General features: G+C 49.5%; 15 protein-coding genes. 7 read left to right on the top strand and 8 right to left on the bottom strand.

Features of this window, described 5'->3' with window-relative positions:
* The first annotated feature begins 37 nt into the window (after nucleotides 1-37).
* The 3 genes from C558_RS0101360 to C558_RS0101350 all read left to right on the top strand — a co-directional run bounded on the left by C558_RS0101360 (nucleotide 38) and on the right by C558_RS0101350 (nucleotide 3,963).
* On the top strand, nucleotides 38-1,798 hold the full coding sequence (locus C558_RS0101360; protein ID WP_018754413.1) for a methyl-accepting chemotaxis protein: 1,761 nt from the start codon (nucleotides 38-40) through the stop codon (nucleotides 1,796-1,798).
* A gap of 324 nt (nucleotides 1,799-2,122) precedes the next feature.
* On the top strand, nucleotides 2,123-3,406 hold the full coding sequence (locus C558_RS0101355) for a histidine--tRNA ligase (RefSeq protein ID WP_018754412.1): 1,284 nt from the start codon (nucleotides 2,123-2,125) through the stop codon (nucleotides 3,404-3,406).
* A gap of 80 nt (nucleotides 3,407-3,486) precedes the next feature.
* Nucleotides 3,487-3,963 carry an SRPBCC family protein gene (locus C558_RS0101350; protein WP_018754411.1) on the top strand — a complete coding sequence of 159 codons (477 nt, stop codon included), beginning with the start codon at nucleotides 3,487-3,489 and terminating at the stop codon, nucleotides 3,961-3,963.
* 60 nt (nucleotides 3,964-4,023) lie between these two features.
* Here C558_RS0101350 and C558_RS30135 read toward each other — a convergent pair whose 3' ends face one another.
* The 6 genes from C558_RS30135 to ade form a co-directional block, all read right to left on the bottom strand.
* Nucleotides 4,024-5,397, bottom strand: coding sequence for an erythromycin esterase family protein (locus C558_RS30135; protein ID WP_018754410.1), 1,374 nt, complete (start codon nucleotides 5,395-5,397; stop codon nucleotides 4,024-4,026).
* Between the two features lie 5 nt (nucleotides 5,398-5,402).
* Entirely contained in the window at nucleotides 5,403-6,035 is a 633-nt protein-coding gene (locus C558_RS0101340) for an ABC-2 transporter permease (RefSeq protein WP_018754409.1), read from the bottom strand.
* Nucleotides 6,028-6,894, bottom strand: a complete 867-nt coding sequence (locus tag C558_RS0101335) for an ABC transporter ATP-binding protein (RefSeq protein WP_018754408.1) — start codon at nucleotides 6,892-6,894, stop codon at nucleotides 6,028-6,030. Before C558_RS0101335 ends, C558_RS0101340 begins: the two co-directional genes overlap by 8 nt.
* Nucleotides 6,891-7,274 (bottom strand): GntR family transcriptional regulator, encoded by a 384-nt coding sequence (locus C558_RS0101330; RefSeq protein WP_018754407.1) that lies wholly within the window; start codon nucleotides 7,272-7,274, stop codon nucleotides 6,891-6,893. The genes C558_RS0101335 and C558_RS0101330 overlap by 4 nt, the downstream gene beginning before the upstream one ends.
* A 149-nt stretch (nucleotides 7,275-7,423) precedes the next feature.
* Nucleotides 7,424-8,398 (bottom strand): aldo/keto reductase, encoded by a 975-nt coding sequence (locus C558_RS0101325; protein WP_018754406.1) that lies wholly within the window; start codon nucleotides 8,396-8,398, stop codon nucleotides 7,424-7,426.
* A gap of 27 nt (nucleotides 8,399-8,425) precedes the next feature.
* Complete coding sequence (gene ade / locus C558_RS0101320) at nucleotides 8,426-10,219, bottom strand: adenine deaminase (RefSeq protein ID WP_018754405.1); 1,794 nt, start codon at nucleotides 10,217-10,219, stop codon at nucleotides 8,426-8,428.
* Between the two features lie 169 nt (nucleotides 10,220-10,388).
* Between ade and thrC the strand changes: the two genes are divergently transcribed.
* Nucleotides 10,389-11,777, top strand: a complete 1,389-nt coding sequence (thrC, locus tag C558_RS0101315) for a threonine synthase (protein WP_018754404.1) — start codon at nucleotides 10,389-10,391, stop codon at nucleotides 11,775-11,777.
* 84 nt (nucleotides 11,778-11,861) lie between these two features.
* Here thrC and C558_RS0101310 read toward each other — a convergent pair whose 3' ends face one another.
* Nucleotides 11,862-13,901: a Na+/H+ antiporter gene (locus tag C558_RS0101310; protein WP_018754403.1), complete on the bottom strand. Its 2,040-nt coding sequence runs from the start codon at nucleotides 13,899-13,901 to the stop codon at nucleotides 11,862-11,864.
* A gap of 205 nt (nucleotides 13,902-14,106) precedes the next feature.
* Here C558_RS0101310 and C558_RS0101305 point away from each other — a divergent pair, with 205 nt between their 5' ends.
* From C558_RS0101305 to C558_RS0101295, 3 genes are read left to right on the top strand one after another with little or no spacing between them, the layout of a single operon-like run.
* Nucleotides 14,107-15,027 carry an iron-hydroxamate ABC transporter substrate-binding protein gene (locus tag C558_RS0101305; RefSeq protein ID WP_018754402.1) on the top strand — a complete coding sequence of 307 codons (921 nt, stop codon included), beginning with the start codon at nucleotides 14,107-14,109 and terminating at the stop codon, nucleotides 15,025-15,027.
* 4 nt (nucleotides 15,028-15,031) lie between these two features.
* Nucleotides 15,032-16,039 carry a FecCD family ABC transporter permease gene (locus tag C558_RS0101300; RefSeq protein WP_018754401.1) on the top strand — a complete coding sequence of 336 codons (1,008 nt, stop codon included), beginning with the start codon at nucleotides 15,032-15,034 and terminating at the stop codon, nucleotides 16,037-16,039.
* Nucleotides 16,036-17,043, top strand: coding sequence for a FecCD family ABC transporter permease (locus tag C558_RS0101295; RefSeq protein ID WP_018754400.1), 1,008 nt, complete (start codon nucleotides 16,036-16,038; stop codon nucleotides 17,041-17,043). Before C558_RS0101300 ends, C558_RS0101295 begins: the two co-directional genes overlap by 4 nt.
* Before the next feature lie 97 nt (nucleotides 17,044-17,140).
* Here C558_RS0101295 and gpmA read toward each other — a convergent pair whose 3' ends face one another.
* The gene (gene gpmA / locus C558_RS0101290; protein WP_026263667.1) at nucleotides 17,141-17,872 is read right to left on the bottom strand and encodes a 2,3-diphosphoglycerate-dependent phosphoglycerate mutase; all 732 of its coding nucleotides are present in this window, start codon (nucleotides 17,870-17,872) and stop codon (nucleotides 17,141-17,143) included.
* Nucleotides 17,873-17,955 lie beyond the last annotated feature (83 nt).

Raw genomic sequence — 17,955 nt, 5'->3', positions numbered from 1 at the left:
TGTCTTGCACTTCTTAGAATGTATTGGGGGGCTTATCGTGAAAAAGAAAAGTTGGGTCAACAGAAAAAGTTTAATTTTCAAATCTAGTGTTATTCTTGCTGTGTTATTCTTCCTGCTCGAGAGTATTCTTACGATCACGTCATGGTTGCAATTACGCAGTCAGCAGACGGACGAAATTCTCAACATGGGATGGACGCTGCAAAATGTGATTGCTCAGAATACTAGGGAGATTGAGAAAGCAAAAAAATTAGTTGGCACGAACGAATTCACGCAAGATCCGGGGATCCAAAGTCTCCAGCGGCAGCTCAACAGCATGAATCAGAATGAAATCATTTCGAACAGCTATATATACTTGCCTGAAGTTGCCTCCAACGGGGATAACAAGAAGGCTACCATCCTCCTTGCTAACCAAGCGATGTACGATAAGGTCACCAAACCAGGAGACCCTTATGAAGCCACAGGGGCATTTGCCAAAGCGTTTGATCAGATGGAGCAAGACGGCTACGCCATGTCCGAGGTATACAAAGATAACTTTGGCGAATGGATTAGTATCATCAGCCCCATTACCGATAAGGATGGAAAAAAGCTTGCCATATTCGGCATCGACATTAAATACTCTCTCCTGAAAGAACAACAGAGCGCCATGCTCATCAAGACGGTCTCGATTGCGCTTTCCGTCGTATTCTCGTTCATCGTCTTAGTCATTTTCTTGGTACGTATCACGCTGCGTCCTATTCGGAAGTTGTCCGAGCTCAGTATGCGCGTCGCAGAGGGGGACCTTACGGTTACTATTCCGGTCCATAACCAAGACGAAGTCGGAATTCTATCGACCAACTTCAATGCGATGATTCACAATATCCGTCAGCTTATTCAGAATGTACAGACCACGGCGGACCATGTTACCTCTTCGTCCAAGGTGCTAACCATGAGTGCAGAACAGACCTCCAGAGCGACCGAAGAGATTGCCGGCTCTATCCAAGAGGTTGCATCAGGATCTGAGACACAGAGGCAATCTGCAATGGAGAGCCAGATTGCGATGGAGGAAATGGCAACGGGCATTCAGCGGATCGCAGAGTCCTCTTCACGGTTGTCCGATTATGCACGCGAAGTTAGCGGAAATGCGGAGCATGGGAATGTGATCATCCGCCAATCCGTTCATGACATGCAAGAAATTCATCAATCCGTCTCGAATACAGTGGGAATTCTGGCTACTTTACAACAACAATCCCAAGAGATTGAACATATACTATCCACCATTACGAACATTGCGGGACAGACCAACCTCTTAGCGCTGAACGCTTCCATTGAGGCGGCGAGAGTCGGGGAACACGGCAAAGGATTCGCTGTCGTCGCGTTAGAGGTTCGTAAGCTTGCGGATTTATCGCATAACTCTTCACAGCAGATCTCGGAATTATTAAACGATATTGCAGCGAACATTCATCAGGCATCGACTGCGATGAACACCAGCATGGATCAAGTCGAGCATGGGGCACGCGCGGTGCATACCGCAGGCGAGACCTTTGGCGGTATCGTCGGTGCACTACAGAGCGTCAATGAGCAGGTGCATGAAGTCTCCGCAGCCGCAGAACAAATGTCAGCAAGCAGTGAGCAGGTTGCCGCATCCCTCGATGAGCTTGCTCGAATCGGCCAGAATGCTTCGCAGAACTCACAGAGCGTAGCAGCTTCTTCCGAGGAACAGATGGCCATGATGCAAGAGATCTCAAGCTCCGCTTCTACTCTGCGCGATATGGTCATTGAGCTCGATCAGGAAGTGAAGAAGTTTAAGCTGAACGAGTAACCGTTCAGAGGAGAACGCACGTGAAGTGTGTTCTCCTCTTTTTTGTGTATAGAGGGAACCGGTTCGATGAAAACAGCCCTTGAATGTCCGCAGCGAATCCTCTATAATCGTTCTAAATCACGTTCTGAAGGAGATCATCACAATGGATACGATCCAATGGAATAATCAACTTCATCATTACAAACAGCGTTAGCACCACCTGATCGAAATTCAGGGTGGGCTAACGCTTCTCGCGTTGGCCCACCTGCGGCATATTGAGGCGCGCAGGACCTATGGGTCCGGCGCGTTTTTTGTTTTACCTACAAAAAGAGAGGGATGACGGCCATGCAAAATGTAAAAGGAACCTATGATTTCTGGGGACAAGAGCAAGCACTTCGGCATAACATTCAAGCCACACTTCAGGACGTCTTTGAATTGTATGATTTTGAAGGCACGAATACGACCATTCTGAATGAGCTGGAGCTGCTGACATCGAAATATGCAGGTGGGGATGAGATCATCAAGGAAATGTATCAACTCACGGACCAAGGGAAGCGGCAGCTTGGACTTCGATATGATTTAACGATTCCTTTTGCGAAGCTGATCGCCATGAATCCAGGGTTTAGCTTGCCGATCAAACGATATGAAATGGGCAAAGTATTCCGCGATGGCCCGGTGAAACGCGGTCGACTGCGTGAGTTTCAACAGTGTGACGTGGATGTAGTAGGCATACAGGGGCCCGAAGCGGAAGCAGAGCTGATGCAGCTTGCGATTGAAGCATTTCGCAGATTAGAAATCCCGGTTACGGTGAAATGGAATAATCGCCGTTTTCTTGGGGAACTATTGGAATCCATGGGCGTGCCCTCCCAGGAGATGCTCTCGGTTATGCTGACGCTCGATAAAATCGAGAAAATCGGACCGACGGGAATTCAAGAAGAGTTGAACACCAAGGGACTAAGCAAGCAGGTTACAGATGCAATCCTTGAATTCGCTGCGAAAAAGGACTGGACCTTTGTGGACGTATGTTCGAAGTACGAGGGACTTGAAGAACGCCCTGGGGCTGTGGAGGTTCGCGCTCTGCAAGCCCTGATCCAATCGCTCGGATTATCACAAGCATGCCCATTCGACCCGTTCCTGTCGCGAGGGTTGTCATTCTACACCGGCACCGTCTATGAAATCTTCGATGCTTCCCTGTCCTATGGCTCCAGCTTAGGTGCTGGGGGCCGATATGATGCGATCATCGGGCAGCTCATTGGTCGAAATGACATCGATTATCCCACGGTTGGGCTTTCGTTTGGGATGGAATCCATTATGGAGATGCTTAAGAACCGTGCGAACCTCGTGCCGGTTGCCTCCGTCCTCGTCATCCCCATTGGAGACACAGCCCCCGAAGCACTAGGCATCGCGGCCGACCTTCGAGCGAACGGCGTTCGTACACGGACGGATTTCTCGAAGCGCAAATTGAAGAAATCTCTAGCGTCGGCCTCATCGCAAGGTATTCGATACGTCATCCTGATCGGTGAAGATGAAGCGCGCGCCGGGAAAGTGCGCCTAAAAGACATGAACGAGATGACCGAATCCGTGGTCACGGCGGAAGAAGCTCTCTACTGCATCGAACATAGCCTATAATCGCGTCTTTTCTGTATGGCATGATCGCCTTGCCGTAGTATACAATCAGTCTTAGGAATCGAATGAAGGAGGAATGAGACATGCTAGCGAACATAGCGCCAAATGGAGAAGGTTGCATTGCAGAATTCCGCCGCATATTGAAGCACCCCATCAAGGAAGTATGGGCTTACCTGACCGACAACGAGAAGCTGCAGCAATGGTTCTCGGAGCTGCGCGTAGAATCCCTTCGCGAAGGCGGGCGAATTCTATTCGACATGCAGAATGGTACATTCGAGGAGATGACGATTACCTCTTACGAGCATAATGCCGTACTCGCGTTTACGTGGGGGGAAGATGTCGTTCGGTTCGAATTACATCCAGCGCAGGAAGGCTGCCTGCTCGTGATGAAGGAGACGATCCATCGGATCACGCCGCATACGCCAAGAGACCTTGCTGGTTGGCATGTCTGCCTCGACGTCATTGCATCGCTGCTCGATGGACGAGACTTCGGGTCGCGTGAGAAAGTGTGGAAGCCGTTGTATGAACAATATAAAGAAGCGATGGATGCGCTGAAGTAGAACATCGCGCAACATGACATATGAAAGCCCCGACTTCGAGACGAAGCGGGGCTCCTTGTATTATTTCTTCGGTAAATAGACAGATGGTGTCGTCTTCTCGATGAATAAAATCCCATCATACTGCTCGCTCGGCACGAACGGCTCTTCGATCATGCCCCAATACAGGCCTGTATGCATACTATTCTTCCATTCCTTGTTGTCTGTCGAAGTTAGATCGAAGAATGCGTACGGTTTACCCGCGCCTTTCAAGATCGTCTCCAAGCTATTCGGACCCATCTTCGCGTTCACTGGCATCGCTGACCCATCATTCGCTCCTGTTGCCCCTCCGTACATGAATAGACCGATCGTGTACGATTGCTGTTTCAAGCGTGACGGCATCAGTTCTCCCATGTTCGGCACCGAACCGCCTTCGTACAGGTGAAGCTGAACCGGCGAAGCCATCACGGAATTGTTCTTCCGAAGATGATAGTTATGGCCCCATACGATGACTTTCTGATCCTTATAGACATTGTCCACCAGCCATGTCAATGTATTCGCCATCATCTCATCACGCAGGTAAGCGACATTCTCGCGCAGGCTCGTCGAGACCACATAATTCTCTATCGTTAGATTGTTAAAAGCCACTTGAGCCTTAAGTACATTCTGAATCATATAGATGCGATCCGAGATGACACGTTTCATAATCGGCAGAATCGTCTTGTCATTCGGGAAATCCTTCTGCAGTTCAGCTTCGTGCGCCGCTATAAACTTCTGGATTTTCGTATAGCCATCCAGCACATACGCGTAGTCTTTATCCCAATCCTTTTGATCCCAATCCATGTTGAAATAGATATCGGTTAGCTTGTTCTCAAGCGTCTTCGCTTCTTCCGCGAATGCTTTGTCGATTGGTGCGAACCATGTTTCCATGAACCGGCCGAAAGCGCCATTCGGCTGCATGTCGAATCCCGTCAGGATCAGAGGCTGCTTCGTCGTCGATTGCTGCTTGATATAATCGTACATCGGTACCAATTCCTTCGCATGCCATACCGGATAGATCGATTTGCGCAGTGTTTCTTCGGCTGTCAGCTTCGAGATCCCTGCATATGTACCGCTCGCGTCCCCGAGTCCCGATTCGAAGGCAAGGACGTTAAAGCCCATTTCTTTATGTAAAAATTGCACCATTCTCGCTTTTGATTTATTGAACTCCGCCGCACCGTGCGAGCTCTCGCCAAGCATGACGATTCGTTTATCGCCAATCGCTTTCTTGAGGAATTTCAGGTCTTCGAACTTGTCATCCGTCTTAAATTCAATCGTCTGAATGGTATTCGCCTTCACAGGCAGCGGCTTCGCGGCTGGAGCTGCGGATGCCGAACCGAACGCGGAAGTAAGACCAATCGATGTGACCATGGCGCAAATCGCCGTAAATTTCATGATGTTTGCAAGTGATGTTTTCATGTTAATTATAAGTCCTTTCTGTTGAACAAGTATTTGGCGAAGAAGTAAGAAGCAATGAATAGAAGCACGACACCTAATCCGATAAGCGCTACGCTCGCATTGTTGATTGAACCGACATTCTGTTTATGCATCAGGTACGTCCCGATGTTCATGAACGGCGTTAACCCAATGAGTATAATCATGAAGGCCATGTTGATGATCGCCATGCCCTTTTTGCTAAGCCAGTAGAACAGAGGCAAGTAGATGGATACGAGTACCAAAGATATCCCGATCGAAGCCAGGAATTGTCCCATCGAATAAGCGGGCATGCCCAGACTTGGTTTCACGTAACGAACAATGGTGTAGAAAATATAGCAAGCAATCGCTGCAACTCCCGTATACAGAAGCGCTGTGGCATACTTCGACTTAACCATTTGCGCCCGGTTCATTGGCATCGTAATGAGAAACGCATGATTATCGTTCTTCACATCCGCACCCGTGCTCATCATCAACGTAGTGAAAGCCGTATAGACAGCGACCAGGAAGTAAGCTGACATCGTATTGGATATGAGAACAATACTGAAAATCACGAAATATAAAGGAATGAGTCCAAGCGAGCTCCTCATGACGATGAAATCTTTACGAATCAGGTTAAGCATAGATAGGACCTCCCTTAGCGGTATAATACATGATGTCTTCTAGTGAAGGCGTCTCAAGCACGGCATAGCTGCCGAACAACTCCTGCGCTTGCTTGCGATCGTCGACGAGTCCTTCGAACCCCACCGATGACTCGCGAAGACCGATGAATTTGGCCCGAATATCTGCGTCGAGCAGGTCTTGGCCGCCTTTGACGATCGCATAACGATCCAATACATCGTCTTTCACATCGTTGAACACAAGCTTGCCGCGATTAACGAAGGCAATGTAATCGGCAATCCGATCCAAATCGGTCGTAATATGCGTCGAGAATAGAATCGTATTCCGCTCATCCTGCATGATGTCAGCGAGCAGATCCAATAGCTCCCTGCGGAATACGGGATCAAGTCCCGAGGTAGGCTCATCCATAATGAGTAGCTCAGCCTCATGCGATAAGGCAATCGCTAGGGCGAACTTGATCTTCATCCCTTTGGACAACTCTTTGATCTTCTTCGTCGGCGACAACTCAAACTGCTCCATATAGCGGTTGAATTTCGTTTCATTCCATTTCGTATAGAAAGGCGCGATCACTTTCTTCATATCCTTCAAAGATAAATGCTCATAATAGAAACAATCATCGGAGACAATCCCTACGCGTTGCTTAATCGCAATCTCCTCGCTTGGCATCTCAGCGCCGAGCATGCGGATACTTCCCGCCGACGGACGGACGATGCCGAGCATCATCTTGATCAGCGTGCTCTTCCCTGCGCCGTTCGGTCCGATCAGCCCGGTGATATAACCTTTCTTGATATCAAGCGATATATTGTCAACGGAAAATTGGGAATAGGACTTGCTTATGTTACGTACTTCTATGGCATTCATGATGGCTGTTCCTCCTCGAACAATAACTTCAGATGGTTGATAACGTCTTCCTCACTCATATTCAAATCACGACTCTCACGAATCACTTCAATCATTTTCTCTTCCAACAGCTTCATGCGCTGTTCCCGGATAAACTCCATATTGGCGCCCGAGACGAATGAGCCTTTGCCGACCACCGAGTCGATCAGTTTCTCCTTCTCGAGCTCCTCGTACACACGCTTCGTCGTAATCACACTCACTTGCAAATCCTTGGCTAGCTGGCGAATGGACGGGAGACTGTCTCCGGCCTTCATCTCGCCGCTCAATATACTATGTCGAATCTGATTCACAATCTGGATGTAAATCGGATCTTCAGATGCGTGAGATATGATGATGTTCATTATCTACCTCCGATAATTGATGTGCGTTTATTAAGTAAATAGTGTATATATATACTATATACAATATTCGCAGATTGTCAACACTTGGATACAAAAAAAATCCCCATCTCTTGGAAGATGGGGATGGGAGCAACTATAGGCGCACCTGATTATGTGAGGCGATATAAGGCAAAAGGCTTGCCATCGCGGAAAGGTTCGCTAATCTCCTGGAGGGATTGCGCGAGCTCTGGCGTAAGCTGAACTTCTAGACTTTGCAAGTTATCCTCTAACTGCTGGACCTTCGTCGCACCTACGATCACGGTCGAGACGACAGACTGATCCATGAGCCATGCGAGTGACAGCGCGCTAGGGGTATAGCCTCGATCCGCCGCCAGCTTGCTCACCTGCTGCCCTAACGTTATTGTCCGATCATTTAGAAATCGGTTGAAGTTAGGATCCGTCTCTGCTCTAGAGCCTTGCGGTGCTTGCTCAACAGCAAGGTACTTACCGCTTAGAATACCGCCAGCCAGCGGGAAGTAAGGAATCAATCCAACGCCTTGATCGATACACATCGGGATAAGCTCCTGCTCTGGCGTACGATCAGCCAGCGAATAACTCGTCTGACTGGACACATAACGCACGAAGCCTTTATTGTCGCTAATGCCTAGCGCCTTCATGAATTCCCAAGCCGCATAATTGGAAGCGCCGATATAGCGCACTTTTCCGGACCGTACCATATCATCCAGCGTGCGCAGCGTCTCTTCGATCGGTGTGCTCGGGTCGAACGTATGGATCTGGTACAAGTCAATATAATCCGTCTTCAGACGCCGAAGACTCTGCTCCAGTTCCTGCTGCAGATGATACCGCGATGAGCCGCGCGAATGCGGGCCCGTCCCGGTCGGGAGCCCGGCCTTCGTCGCCAGCACAACGTGCTGCCGCTTCCCTACGAGAGCTTCACCGATAATGCGCTCGGATTCCGTGCCAGCGTAGATATTGGCTGTATCGATGAAGTTGATCCCGCGATCGATCGCATGATGAATAATCCGAATAGAAGTATCCTCATCCGCGCGTTTGCCGAAGGCATTGGTTCCGAGACCTAATAATGATACTTCGAGCCCGCTTTTTCCGAGTCGACGATATTTCATACGTCTCCACTCCTCTACGTTCGAATATTATCCGATTTCTACATCAATCAGCTTGAATTGGGTAACATCGGCAAGACCGCGATTCGTGATTCGAATCTCTGGAATCACAGGCAGCGCGATCAGGGAGAATGTCATGAATGGCGCGTTCAACGGGCATCCAATTTCCTTCCACGCCTCATCGAGCTGAGTCACTTCTTGCACAACCTCTTGCAAGGATTTCTCCGACATGAGCCCTGCGATCGCGAGTGGCACTTGCGCAAGTACTTTACCGTCTCGAACGACAATCGTTCCTCCGCCGATGCGAACCAGCTCATTCGCTGCAAAAGCCATATCTTCCTCGCTCACGCCCATCACAATAAGATTGTGGCTGTCATGTGCGACAGTTGAAGCCACGGCGCCCGATTGGATCTGGAAGCCATGGGTAAACGCATTCGAGATCTGGCCAGTTCCATGGTGACGCTCAATACATGCAAGTCGAATGACATCCTGCTGTAGGTCCGGTTGAATGATGCCCTCCGCCACAGGCAGCACAGCCTTCCTCTTCTCCGTCCGCGCACTATTCTCAATTGCGCCGATCACATTCACTTCGGTCTTATCCGTGGTACCCCGGCTTGCAAGCTTGAAATCATCCGCCGTTAACGCCCGCTTCACATTCATCGAATTCAGAATATGTTCCGGATAGACAAATTTCGGGAGCTCCACGGTATATTGGCCCTGATCATAGATCACTTGACCATCGGTAATCACTGTTGAAGGAACAACGCGGTGGAGATCATCAATGAGAAGAATATCCGCACATTTCCCTGGCGCGATACTGCCAAGGTCTTGGTCCATGCGGAAATATCGCGCTACATTAATGGTCGCCATCTGAATCGCCGTTACCGGATCTACTCCCTCTTCAATCGTGCGACGAACAACATGGTTCAAATGCCCGAGTTCCACAAGTGTCTGTGGATTCACGTCATCCGTGACCAGCGAGATATTGCTCGTATTCACTTTATCCTCGGTCACGATCTTAATAACTTCTTTCACATCATGCCATGCGGAACCTTCCCGGATCATTAAGTGCATGCCCAGGCGAACCTTCTGGAGCCCTTGCTCCCGCGTTACCGTCTCATGATCTGACGTCACCCCAGCGTTAAGGTAAGCTTGCAGCATCCGATCATCATCACTTGGGAAATGTCCCGTCACCGTCTTGCCTGCTTCAATCGTCGCTTCAATCTCGCCGCACATCTGCGGATCGCCGAATACGACGCCTGGGAAGTTCATGACTTCACCCAGTCCTACGACATTATTCCACTGCATGCCTGCACGAATATCCTGGACGGACAAGCTGGCTCCGGCATCCTCCAAGTCCATCGTCGCAGGGACACACGACGGGAAGGTCGTGAAGACTTTGAGCGGAAGCTGCTGCCCTTCCTCATGCATCAAGCGTACGCCCTCGCTGCCGAATACATTCGCAATCTCATGTGGGTCCATGAAAATACCTGTCGTCCCCGTCGATAGTGCCGCTCTAGCGAACTCCGTCACGGACAACATCGTGCTCTCGACATGCATATGTCCATCCAATAACCCTGGAGCGATGTATCTGCCTGCAGCATCAATAACGGTCGTCTGTTCCCCAATGGTGTGATCCGCGTTCCCTACAAGCGCAATTCTCCCTGCTACAATGGCAACATCAATCTGTTCGACGAGTTCGCCCGAGAATACATTCACGAGTGTTCCATTCTTAATGACGAGGTCCGCATGGGCTTGCCCCCTTGCGACATTCGCTAATTGTCTGCTGACCTCGGTCAGCTTGTTTCTTTTCATATCCGTCATGGCAGTACTTCTCCTTATCCAATTGAATAATTTCCATTTCATACTTATCCCTCATTTAACCAGTTCGGCCTGCAGATTTCAACGTTTTGGCTGACTTCAAGTTCTGTATCGACCTTGACCCCCAGATCATGTACAATGGATGTAATTTTATTTAACGAGGAGATTAAATATGAAGTATATCAGCACACGGGGGCAAGTCGCCCCGATCGGGTTCATCGACGCCATCCTGATGGGACTCGCGAATGATGGAGGATTACTCGTTCCAGAACACCTGCCGCAATTATCCGAAGAGACACTGCGTCAATGGCAAGAGCTCACCTATCCCGAACTTGCGCTCGAGGTGTTCTCCTTGTTCGTGAACGATGAAATTCCAAGAGCCGATCTGAAGAAGCTTGTTGATGACAGCTATGGCACCTTCCGTCATGAGGAAGTGACACCGGTCCACAAGCTAGACGATAAGCGTTATATTCTAGAGCTATTCCATGGCCCGACCTTTGCGTTCAAAGACGTCGCGCTTCAATTCTTGGGTAACCTCTATTCTTATGTGTCCAAAAAAACCAATTCGATCATCCACATCGTCGGCGCAACTTCAGGGGATACAGGAGCTTCGGCCATCGAAGGCGTACGCGGCAAAGAAGGCATTCGTATCTGTATCCTGCATCCGCATCAGAAGGTCAGTGAGGTGCAAGCCCTGCAAATGACGACTGTCGACGATGCCAACGTATTGAATCTTGCAGTCGAAGGTACGTTCGATGATTGCCAGCGCATCATCAAGGAGCTGTTCGCTGATGTCGACTTCAAACATGAATACCACTTGCGTGCGATCAACTCCATCAACATTGCCCGGATTCTGGCGCAGACGGTGTACTACTTCTATGCTTACTTCCAATTAGCGAAGCAAGGCGTCGATCGCAAGATCAGCTTTAGCGTTCCGACAGGGAACTTCGGCGATATTTTCGCCGGCTACCTTGCACAGCAAATGGGATTGCCGGTCCATAAGCTCATCTTGGCGACAAATGCGAACAACATCCTCGAGCGCTTCGTAAATGTTGGTTTGTACCAGCCTGGAGAATTCCGCGGTACGTACAGCCCATCGATGGATATCCAAGTGGCGAGCAATTTCGAGCGATATCTCTACTACTTGAACGGCGGGAACAGCGATGTGGTGTCCACGCTCATGGCACAGTTCAAAGCTGAAGGACGGATCATCGTGGAGTCCGATGCGCTGAGCCACGTGCAGTCCGACTTCTCCGCCTACAGCGTATCGAACGAAGCGTGTCTCGACACGCTGAGCGACTACTATACGAAATACAACTATCTCATGGACCCGCATACCGCATGCGGCGCAGCGGCAGCCGACAAGCTAGCTGCTGAGGACGATGTCACGATCATCCTATCCACGGCGCATCCAGCGAAGTTCGACGAGTCCATTCGCTTGCGTGAGATCCGTCAGGAATATCCTGCACAGATCCAAGCCTTATTCAATAAACCGCAAATTCGGACCGTTGTTAGCGGAACGAATGAGGCGATCAAAGATCAACTCGTTAAGTTCTTCTAATTGTAAGAGCATCTACGATCCATGATGAAGAGCCATTCCGGCTGGTTGAATCGCAACCGTGGAATGGCTCTTTTTGCTGCTTACTCACGCCGGATCGAGCAGCAGCATCTCTTCATAGTTCATATTCTGCAGCAGCTTGAGCCGCGTTGCAGGCGTAATCTGCTCTGATTCTTCTAGTTTCTGCACCAGATCTCGCTTCAATTGAATGCTCAGCAGCCGTACCTCGCTCACCTTCTCCATGAAGTTCGCTTCTTCTTCCTCACTGAGCGTTGCCTGCTGCAGCCTTGCATAATACTGAATCATGAACATCGCCTCGTAACGGTTATCCGGCGTCATATGCTGCTGAATCGCTTGAATCGCAGCCTGCCGGAGTCCCCCTTTTACGCGATGCAGCTCTTCGACGAACTCCGTCATCTTCTTCGTACGGGATGCGATTTTGGGCGGAAGCTGTGCGGAACTTAACTTCTTCAATTTCTTCTTCATCCAATACATCTTATATCCGAACCATATTCTACGTAGATTGGAGCGCACGGTATAGAGCTCCTGAGGTTCGCTAATCACCGGATAATGCATCATCAATTGCGAGGACACCTCGCCTTGTTCGATCATTTCCGTCAGCTTCTTCATCTCTGCTTCACGAGCGATCTCCTGGAGTTTACGCAATACACTGCTCGACAGCCGGGACGCCTTGCCTTCCTCCATCATACGCCGTTGTTCCTCCAGCTCACGAATTACCCGGAAGGTCGCACGCTTATGTCCTTGATCGGATTCCGCATGCAACAGTTGGATGGTCCGCTGGAGAATGAGCTGGGTCGCTTCTTGAATAGACAGAAGTGACTTCTCGTCCTTTACGTGATGAGCTGCATGCCTTAAGGCCAGCGGCAGAACGACAGTCGCGAAGATCAAGCTAAGGAGAATGACCCCAGCCGAGATGAACAGAATCGTATTCCGGTAAGGAAACATCGTCCCGTTAGAAAGCGCATATGGGATGGACATCGCTGTCGCCAGCGTTATCGTTCCATGGATGCCGCAGGTTGCAGTCAGGAACGCATACCGACCTCTGGATACATTGTCGGCTTCTCCATGAGTCTCATGCCCCTCGATCGCGGCGAAATTGCGATGGAGCACATATACCCAGATATACCGAATTAAGAATAACCCTACGCTAATGAGGAGTGTAAAGCCAAGAACCACCATGATCGATATCTCTTGACTCATGAGCAATCCATGCACGACTTCCGGAAGAAGAAAACCCAGCAGCACGAATACAAACCCATTAAATAGATAACTAAGGACGGACCAAGTCGTACTCGAGGTGATTTGAATCTTCGTCGACGTCTGTTGGAGCCTGTCCCGCTCAATGCCATGGATGATCCCCGCAGCGACCACCGCTAGAATACCGGAGACCGCTAATTCCTCCGCAATAATGAAGATCACGAAAGGCGTAATAAATTGAATCGCGACGAGCGAATTCACCTCTTCGAACCCATTCTGCCTGAGCGATAGCCTTAACTTAACGAATAAAAACCCGCAGATCAGTCCCGCTAGAATACCCCCGATCGAGACGATGAGAAAATTGAACGTCGCCGCTTGAACGGAGAAGACACCCGATAACACAACCGCCAGTGCTACCTTGAAGCTCACAATGCCCGCCGCATCATTCAGCAGCGACTCCCCCTCCAGAATAGGCATCAAGCTCGATGGCAGCGGAAGCCCCTGTGTAATCGACTTCACGGCAACGGCATCTGTCGGCGACAGCACAGCTGCAAGCGCGAATGCAGCGGCGAGCGGCATGGACGGAATTAACATATGTATCGCATAACCAAGCCCTATGACAGTAATTAATACCAAACCCAAAGCCATGAATAAGATCGGCTTGCGATAGACCCATAATTCTTTACGAGACGTCACGCGAGCATCACTGAATAATAAGGGAGCAATGAGACAGACCATGAATACTTCAGGTTCGAACTCTAGGGTGAGAGGGATGAAAGGCAACCACGACACCATCGCACCGAGTAAAATTTGAAATAAGGCAAGCGGTACGCGCGGGAACTTCTTATTCAGCACCGTTGCCACCACGATGACACCGATTAACGCTAATAGTGGGATGACAAACTCCATCGTAATCACTTTATCCTTTCTTTTCCATAATCCATTTAGTATTTCTATTCGTACCATATTGATGCGCGAAAATATAGGCATTTTTTTGTTGACAAAAGGCGTGTTTACGGCTATTTTATTAAAAGGTCATCGATACTGATAATCATTATCAATAATAGACATTGATACTTATTACAATACATTGCTCAAAGGAGAAGAACCGATCATGAAAAAACTATTACTCCCCGTCCTTGCTGTACTCGTCATCTTGATGAGCGCTTGCAGCAGCCAAGCAGCTAAGCCAGCGGATGAATCCGCGAAGGCAGAGCAGCCCGCAACATTTACGTACCAATCCGAGACGGGCCCTGTCGAAGTGCCTAGCCATCCTGAGCGTGTCATTGTCCTATCGTCGTATGCAGGCAATGTGATGTCGCTTGGTGTTAAGCTTATCGGCGTCGATTCTTGGTCGAAGATGAACCCACGGTTCCAAGATCAATTGAAGGACGTTCAAGAAGTATCGGATGAGAACCTAGAGAAGATCATCGAGCTTGATCCGGATCTCATCATCGGTTTGTCTACGACAAAGAATGTGGACAAATTGAAAGAAATCGCGCCGACCGTGACCTATACTTACGGCAAGTTAGACTACTTAACGCAGCATATCGAAATCGGCAAGCTCCTGAACAAAGAGAAGGAAGCACAAGCCTGGGTCGATGATTTCAAACAACGCGCAGCCAAGGCAGGCACTGATATCAAAGCAAAAATCGGTGAGAATGCCACCGTATCGGTTATCGAGAACTTCGATAAGCAGCTCTATGTCTTCGGCGATCACTGGGCACGCGGTACGGAGATCCTCTATCAGGAAATGAAATTGAAAATGCCTGAAAAAGTGAAAGAACTGGCTATGAAGCCCGGCTATTATGCACTATCCGCCGAGGTATTGCCTGAGTTCGCTGGCGACTATATCATTTTCAGCAAAACCAAAGATACCGACAACTCGTTCCAAAATACCGATACGTACAAAAACATTCCTGCGGTGAAAAACAATCGTGTCTTTGAAGCGGATGCCAAATCTTTCTACTTCAATGACCCGTTAACGCTTGAATTCCAACTTCAATTCTTTATTGATAAATTTCTAGGGAACTAAGCCGATGACGAATCGACGTCCCTTCCCATTTGTCTACAAACTGATCGCAGGAATTCTCCTGTTCGTGGCGATGTTCACGGTTGCGATGGTATTTGGAGCAGCCGATACATCCCTTAAGGATGTGTGGCTCGCGCTAACCTCGACAGACGCTACGGGGGATAAAATATCGTTGATTCGTGAAATTCGCTTACCTCGTGAAGTTGCAGCCATCTTCGTCGGAGCGGCTTTGGCCGTCTCCGGCGCGATGATGCAAGGCATGACGCGTAACCCGTTGGCCGATCCAGGCCTGCTTGGGTTAACCGCTGGCGCTAATGCAGCGCTCGCCGTGACCATGGCCTTCATTCCGAGCGCGAATTATTTCTATATTATGATTGCATGCTTTATTGGAGCCGCGCTGGGGTCCGCCCTCGTGTTCGGGATCGGTACGATTAAGAAAGGCGGCTTCTCTCCGCTTCGAATCGTGCTTGCCGGTACAGCCATTTCTGCTTTTTTGTATGCGATTGCGGAAGGTATCGGCATCTATTTCAAAATTTCCAAAGACGTGTCTATGTGGACCGCAGGCGGAATGATCGGCACCTCATGGGAACAGCTTCAAGTCATTGTGCCCTTCATTATCGTCGGGCTATTGATCGCCATGGCGCTATCCAAGCAGTTAACGATCTTGAGCCTAAGCGAAGAGGTTGCCGTTGGACTCGGCCAGAAGGTTCAGAAGTTAAAAGCACTGTTGATCTTCGCGACCATTCTGCTCGCAGGCGCATCCGTTGCACTGGTCGGCAATATGACGTTTATCGGATTAATGATTCCACATATCGTGCGTGCGGTTGTCGGCAATGATTATCGCTACACGATTCCGATGTCCGCGATTACAGGAGCTGCGTTCATGTTGTTCGCTGATACGCTCGGACGTACGATCAATGCGCCTTATGAGACGCCTGTTGCAGCCATTGTGGCGATGCTTGGCTTACCTTTCTTCCTGTTTATCGTTCGTAAAGGAGGGAAGTCCTTCTCATGATTCAACCTGCACTTATTCGCAAGCAACGGCTTATTCTACTTATTTTACTCGTACTTATTATACTTACGGTTACGATTAGTATGGGACTGGGGTATTCGAAATTGTCGTATGATCGACTTCTCCCTACGCTGTTCGGGCAAGGTACATTCAAAGAAGAGTTCGTCCTATACTCGATTCGACTGCCGCGGATCGTGATTACGCTCTTAGCCGGGATGGCTCTCGCGCTATCGGGTTCGATTCTTCAAGGAATTACGCGCAATGATCTGGCTGATCCTGGTGTCATCGGCATCAATTCAGGAGCTGGCGTAGCGATTGCAGTCTTCTTCTTGTTCTTCCCGATTGATGCAGGCTCCTTTATCTATGTAATACCGATCGTTGCCTTTATCGGGGCGTTGATTACGGCTGGTCTGATCTATGTGTTCGCGTATCACAAGGACACGGGCCTTCAGCCGGTTAAGCTCGTGTTAACCGGGGTTGGGTTCTCCATGGCACTATCCGGCATCATGATTGTACTGATCTCATCGGCCGAACGTACCAAGGTTGATTTTATCGCCAAATGGCTTGCCGGGAACATCTGGGGTACGGATTGGCCGTTCGTCTGGGCGATCTTGCCTTGGCTGGTCATCCTCATTCCATTTACGCTCTATCGGGCCAATCGCTTGAACCTGCTCGCGATGAATGAGCCCGTCACCATCGGTGTCGGTGTCTCCATCAACAAGGAGCGTCTCATTCTGCTGTTAGTTGCGGTTGCTCTATCTGCTTCCGCTGTCTCGGTTACAGGTGGGATCGCCTTCATCGGACTGATGGCACCGCATATCGCCAAAGCGCTGGTCGGTCCTCGGAATCAACTGTTCATTCCGATCGCCATTCTGATCGGTGGATGGCTGCTCTTAGTCGCAGACACCATCGGCCGCCAAATCGTCGGTCCTGACGGTATTCCTGCAGGGATTATGGTCGCCTTGATCGGTGCACCGTATTTTATTTACTTATTGCTCAAGAAATAATAAGCGAAGCCTCCGAATTCCCTTTCATAGGGCGTAACGGAGGCTTCTTCATTTGATAGCCGTATCCCTTTCTAGTTGCGGATTTGGCTTCATCCCATTATATATGCTTCGGAATTGCGTCTTCCGCCACTTCGCCATCCATATCGAGATAGTAGTGCCGGATCGGCTTCAGGTCTTCATCCAGCTCATACACCAGTGGTACGCCGGTCGGAATATTGAGATCAACAATCCCATTCGCAGGGATATTGTCCAGATATTGGACGAGCGCACGGAGTGTGTTACCATGGGCCGAGATAATGACCTTTTCCCCTTTGCGAATGGCGGGCGCAATCTCTTCCGTCCAATATTTTAGCACTCGTCTCTCCGTATCTTCCAAGTTCTCCGTCAGAGGGAATTCCCCCTCCGCCAAGGACTTATATTTCGGATTCGAAGCTTCATATCGCTCATCATTTTTATCTAACGCCGGGGGCCGCAGTTCCGCAGATCTTCGCCACTGCATAACCTGCTCCTCGCCGTATTGCTTCGCCGTCTCTGCTTTGTTCAGTCCTTGCAGTGCACCATAATGCCGTTCGTTCAGCATCCATGTCTTATGGACTGGAATCCACATCAAGTCCATCTCATGAAGCACAATCCATAAGGTACGGATCGCCCGCTTAAGCACGGACGTATACGCCTCATCGAATACATACCCATGCTTCTTCAAGATTTGCCCGGCTTGACGCGCTTCGTTCAGACCGTTCTCGGATAGATCCACATCCGTCCAACCTGTAAATCGATTCTCTACATTCCATACGCTTTGCCCATGGCGAATAAGTACGATTTTCATAATGGCTCACTTCTTTCCGTATTGAAGGTGGTTACGGGTGTTATCCTGCCCAATTCCATACAAAACAAGAAGAAACGACTTCGTCG

Origin of the sequence: Paenibacillus terrigena DSM 21567, assembly GCF_000374845.1 — a bacterium.
Classification (GTDB): Bacteria; Bacillota; Bacilli; order Paenibacillales; family Paenibacillaceae; genus Paenibacillus_K; species Paenibacillus_K terrigena.
This window is presented reverse-complemented; position numbering and strand designations above follow the sequence as displayed.